Here is a 4,775-nt window from a genome sequence, read left to right as displayed (position 1 = left end):
TATAAAAGGAGCTAAAGAAGAATTGTTTTTAAAGGACACTACAAGTTGTTTTGGAGAAAATTGTGTGTATGATATTTTAACACAAGAAAATGGAAAATATATACTTTTTGGAAGCACTACAGGACACACTCTAACTCATTATATCGAAGAAGAATACCGAGTAGATTACAGATATTTTAAAGATTTTCACGGAAAAATAATAGACGAACAAAACAGAATGCATGATAAAAAAATAAAATTTTATGTTAGACATTTAGATAAAAAATCTTTACCAAATGTCGATAATATAAACTATATTACTAAAAAAACAAAAAATTTTATATACGAAAATTTTGGTGGTGCAACTATATGTTTATTTCATACAAAAGAATACAAAGAAGCGATAAAAAATGCTCTTGATGAAGATAAAAATATTTTTATATTACAGGATTAATCATGGAAAATAAATTTTATGAAATTTTAGAAAATATACTAGAAGTAAAAGTTGATGAAAATTCAAATTTAAGCATGCAAAATTGCAAAAATTGGACTTCTTTAAATCATATTGATATAATCATGAGCTTAGAAGAAGAATTTGAAATCAAATTTAGCAAAGATGAATTAAGTCAGCTAAAATCACAAAATGAACTTTTGCAAGCTATCAAATCAAAGGTAAAAAATGAAAAATATTAAAAACTTATTTGAGTTAATAGCTATAAAAAATCCAATTCACGCAAAATATTTAAATAAAATCAGTCTAACAAATGAAGATGAAATAGAATTTGAAAATCTCATTTCATATTATCTTCAAAACAATATTTCTTTACAAGAGCAGTGCGAATGCTATTTAACTATACTTAATGACACTTTAGAAGAAACAAAATATTTCATAGAAAATAACTCATATAGATATAAAAGTTTTGAAGAAGTAAAAGATAAAGTCTATTTTAATGAAACTTATATGAAAAAATACATGATAGGGCTTGCGCTTTCATCTTATATTTGGATTGCTCATATAAAAGTTAGAAAGTATTTTGAAAATTATCTTCAATCAAAAAGCAAACATGATAATTATTTTGAAATAGGCCCAGGACATGGAGAATTTTTTACTAAAGCTGTTAAAAGTTTGAAATTTGATTATTATTTAGGTTTAGATTTATCCCCTACTAGTTGCGAATTGACAAAAAATATGGTGGAAAATCAAGTTAAAAATTTAATTAATAATTGTGAATTTTTATGTAAAGATTTTTTTCAATTTCAATTTCACAAAAAGGCTGATTTAATAGTAATTGGAGAAGTTTTAGAACATGTTGAACAGCCTTTAGAATTTTTAAAAAGAGCAAAAGACTTATTAAGCGATGAAGGTGAAATTTTTGCAACCATACCTATCAACGCACCTGCAATTGATCATATATACTTATTTACACATCCAACTGAAATTTTTGAAATGGCAAAAAAAGCAGATTTAAAAATAAAACAATATGAATGTTTTATGGCAAATGACTATTCTTTAGAAAAAGCTTTAAAATTTAAAAATGCTATAACTATGGCTGTGGTATTTGAAAAATGAATTTAAATTTACCAATCCACCATATAGGTGTAGCATGTAAATCTTTAGAAAAAGAAAGAAAAATATTTGAAAAGCTAGGTTTTATTAAAGAAGCTGAATTTATAGACGAACAACAAGGGGTAAAGGGAGAATTTATCATTCCAAAAAATAACTTATTCCCCCAATATCGCTTTGAACTTTTGTCAAATTTAAATGAAAAAGGCGTTTTAGATAGCTATTTGAAAAATAAAACTAAAATGTATCATATAGCTTATGAAAGCAAAAATATAGAGCAAGATTTATCTTTGCTTTTAAATGATGGTTTGTTGGTTGTTGACATAATGAAAGCAAGTTATTTTGCAAAACTTTGCTTTGTGATGATGAGTAATAATTTATTAATAGAATTAGTAGAGCTAAAATGAATCTTTTTTCACCAAATTTAAAAAGAAATGATCTCATAAAACTTAGCAAGGAAAATCATCATAAAAAAATTACTATTAATGTTTTTAGAAATCACTCTTTTGAAGTGATTTCAAGCATACTAAATGCATTTTTAGCCTTTAGTAAATTAAAGGCTGAATTTAACATAAGCTCTTATGATGATAGTTTAAGTTATGATAATTTTCAAAAAGCAAATTTAAACATCATATTTATAGATTTAAACAATTATAAAAAAAATGTAGATGATTTTATCAAAGAAAAAATACAAGAACTATCAAGCATTAGCAACGCTCCTATCATCACACTTTTACTTGGTAATACAAGCTTAAAAGAATATAGTATTTGCAAAATACTAAAGCCCTTTTTAGATGAAAATCTCATCATAGATGATAGTAATTTTGAAATAAATGCAAGCAGACTTAGTAATAAAGCTTGTGTAAAATTAGCCCAATTTCTAGGACTAAAAATCCTACCTAGCTTCTTGCAACCAACTTTAAAAGCAATCATCATAGATCTTGATAATACCTTATACCAAGGAATTTTAGGCGAAGATGGCATTGAAAATCTTACTTTATCTAGCAATCATAAAGCCTTACAAAGTGAGCTTTTAAATTTAAAAAATCAAGGTTTTTTACTTGCCATCGCTTCAAAAAATGAAGAAGAAGATGTAAAAAAACTTTTTTCACAAAGAAAAGACTTTTTATTACAACTTGATGATTTTAGTATGATCAGGGCTAATTGGAAAAGTAAAGACGAAAATATTAAAGAAATTGTAAATTTTTTTAATATAGCTTTTGATAGTGTGCTATTTATTGATGATAATATAGCCGAAATTGAAAATGTATCACACCTTCATATTAACACCTTGCTAGCTGATGAAAATAGTGCTTATAGTTTAAAGCTCTATCCTAGACTTTTAAAAACAAGCTTTAGCAAAGAAGATGAGTTAAGAAGTGCTGATATTAAAGCAAATTTACAAAGACAAGAACTTAGCAAGCTTAGCCCTAAAGAGTATTTTGAAAAATTACAGATTTGTTTGAAATTTCATATCAACCACGCAGATGAACTTGAAAGAATTTCACAACTACTTAATAAAACTAATCAATTTATATCAAATTACTCAAGATTAAGCTTAAAAGAGTGTGAAGAATTTATGCAAAAACATGCTATTTTGACTATAAGCATGAGTGATAAATTAAGTGATAGTGGCATTATAGCAATTTTTTTAGCTTATAAAGATGAAACAAATTTAATCATAAAAGATCTTTGCATAAGTTGTAGAGCCTTAGGAAGAAAGCTTGAAAAAATTATGCTATATAAGGCTATAGAGTTATTACATGTGCATTTTAATACAAAAGAATGTATTTTATACTTTCAAAAGGGCGAAAGAAATATGCCATTTTTAGAATTTTTATATAGTTTAAATGCAAATATAAAAGAAAATTTTGCTCTAATCCAAAAAGAAATGATAAATTACGAAGGACTTATAATTGAAAGCTAGTTTTAATAAAGCCAAAATAGCAGGCATAAGCGTTTGCGTGCCTAATAAATGTATAAACATAGATGATTGCTTAGAAGATGTTTTTCAAAATGATGTCAAAATGCTAAAAAGAATGAAAAAAATTTCAGGCATACAAGAAAGATTTATCGCTGATGAAAATATTAGCACAACAGATTTAGCCTATGAAGCAAGTATAAATTTATTTAAAATGCTCGATTTTGATAAAAATAAGCTTGATATAGTGATTTTTGTTACACAAACTCCTGATTTTTTTATGCCATCATGCGCAAACTATCTTCACAAACGATTAAATTTAAAACCTCAAACCATAGCTTTTGATGTAAATCAAGCGTGTTCGGGGTATTTATACGGCTTATTTATAGCTTTTTCTTTTTTAGAAAATCAAAATGCAAAAAATATTTTATTAATTTGTGGTGATACTTTAAGCAAAACCATAAACCCTTTAAATGCAAATTTAGCTCCAATTTTTGGCGATGGAGTAAGTGCAACACTCATAAGCAGTGCAAATGAAAAATCGTTTTTTAAGCTTCATTCTAATGGAGAAGGTTTTGACAAACTCATCATACCCAATAGAGCTTTTGCTAAACTTGATGAGAGTAAAAGCTCCAATAAAGAAATATTTCAAACCAATAAGCATAGGAGCTTAGATAATCTTTACATGGATGGGGCTGAAATTTTTAACCAAGCACTTAATCTTGAGAGTCAAAGCATAAAAGAAATGCTTGATTTTTGTGAAAAAAGTAAAGATAAAGTGGATTATTTTTTATTACATCAATCCAATCAATTTTTAGTTGATTCTATTATAAATGACTTGGGTATTGATAGCTCTAAAACACCAAATTTTTTGATGTCAAAATACGCTAATTTAAGTGCTTGCTCTTTACCTGCTTTACTTTGTGAAATGCAAAAAAATGATTTTAGTGCCATTTTAAGTGCTTTTGGTGCTGGATATGCCTGGGGGAGTGCTTATATAAATTTTGATAAAAACTTTAAAACTGATACAATTTCAATTTATAAAGGAGAAAAAAATGACTAAAGAAGAATTATTAGAAGCTATTAGCGAAGCTATGCATATGGATGAAACACTAAAAGAAAATATGATTTTAGATGATATTGATGAATGGGATAGCTTAGCTTTTGTATCTATCATGGTATTATTTAAAAACTCACTTGGCAAGCAAATTAGCGGTGATGATCTTAAAAAATGTGAAAAAGTAAGCGATCTTTTAGCTTTAGCTGGTGTTTAAACAAATATTTGTTTAAACCCTTTCCACACTTAAAACA

The 4,775-nt window shown here is 26.6% G+C and carries 7 protein-coding genes; all 7 read left to right on the top strand.

Annotated features, from left to right (window positions below; all coding sequences use genetic code 11):
- A partial coding sequence (locus L8Y18_RS08380) for an AAC(3) family N-acetyltransferase (RefSeq protein ID WP_263676645.1) occupies positions 1-433 on the top strand: 433 nt, incomplete at its 5' end.
- 2 nt (positions 434-435) lie between these two features.
- Positions 436-672 (top strand): acyl carrier protein, encoded by a 237-nt coding sequence (locus L8Y18_RS08375; protein WP_220566911.1) that lies wholly within the window; start codon positions 436-438, stop codon positions 670-672.
- Complete coding sequence (locus L8Y18_RS08370; RefSeq protein ID WP_263676644.1) at positions 659-1,549, top strand: class I SAM-dependent methyltransferase; 891 nt, start codon at positions 659-661, stop codon at positions 1,547-1,549. Before L8Y18_RS08375 ends, L8Y18_RS08370 begins: the two co-directional genes overlap by 14 nt.
- A complete protein-coding gene (locus tag L8Y18_RS08365) occupies positions 1,546-1,950 on the top strand; it encodes a VOC family protein (RefSeq protein WP_220566909.1) in 405 nt (134 codons plus the stop codon). The genes L8Y18_RS08370 and L8Y18_RS08365 overlap by 4 nt, the downstream gene beginning before the upstream one ends.
- Positions 1,947-3,470 carry an HAD-IIIC family phosphatase gene (locus L8Y18_RS08360; protein ID WP_263676643.1) on the top strand — a complete coding sequence of 508 codons (1,524 nt, stop codon included), beginning with the start codon at positions 1,947-1,949 and terminating at the stop codon, positions 3,468-3,470. The genes L8Y18_RS08365 and L8Y18_RS08360 overlap by 4 nt, the downstream gene beginning before the upstream one ends.
- Positions 3,460-4,527, top strand: a complete 1,068-nt coding sequence (locus tag L8Y18_RS08355) for a beta-ketoacyl-ACP synthase III (protein WP_263676642.1) — start codon at positions 3,460-3,462, stop codon at positions 4,525-4,527. The genes L8Y18_RS08360 and L8Y18_RS08355 overlap by 11 nt, the downstream gene beginning before the upstream one ends.
- Complete coding sequence (locus tag L8Y18_RS08350; protein ID WP_263664915.1) at positions 4,520-4,738, top strand: acyl carrier protein; 219 nt, start codon at positions 4,520-4,522, stop codon at positions 4,736-4,738. The genes L8Y18_RS08355 and L8Y18_RS08350 overlap by 8 nt, the downstream gene beginning before the upstream one ends.
- Positions 4,739-4,775: the final 37 nt, after the last annotated feature.

The organism is Campylobacter sp. CNRCH_2007_0968H (genome assembly GCF_025773245.1).
In the GTDB taxonomy this organism is placed as follows: Bacteria; Campylobacterota; Campylobacteria; order Campylobacterales; family Campylobacteraceae; genus Campylobacter_D; species Campylobacter_D lari_D.
The sequence above is the reverse complement of the archived record's forward strand: the minus strand, read 5'-3'. Positions and strand labels throughout refer to the sequence as shown.

Bases quoted from the DNA above. Each gene is read 5' to 3' on its own strand.
- L8Y18_RS08365 (WP_220566909.1), top strand. From the start codon at position 1,546: ATGAATTTAAATTTACCAATCCACCATATAGGTGTAGCATGTAAATCT.
- L8Y18_RS08360 (WP_263676643.1), top strand. From the start codon at position 1,947: ATGAATCTTTTTTCACCAAATTTAAAAAGAAATGATCTCATAAAACTT.
- L8Y18_RS08370 (WP_263676644.1), top strand. From the start codon at position 659: ATGAAAAATATTAAAAACTTATTTGAGTTAATAGCTATAAAAAATCCA.
- L8Y18_RS08375 (WP_220566911.1), top strand. From the start codon at position 436: ATGGAAAATAAATTTTATGAAATTTTAGAAAATATACTAGAAGTAAAA.
- L8Y18_RS08350 (WP_263664915.1), top strand. From the start codon at position 4,520: ATGACTAAAGAAGAATTATTAGAAGCTATTAGCGAAGCTATGCATATG.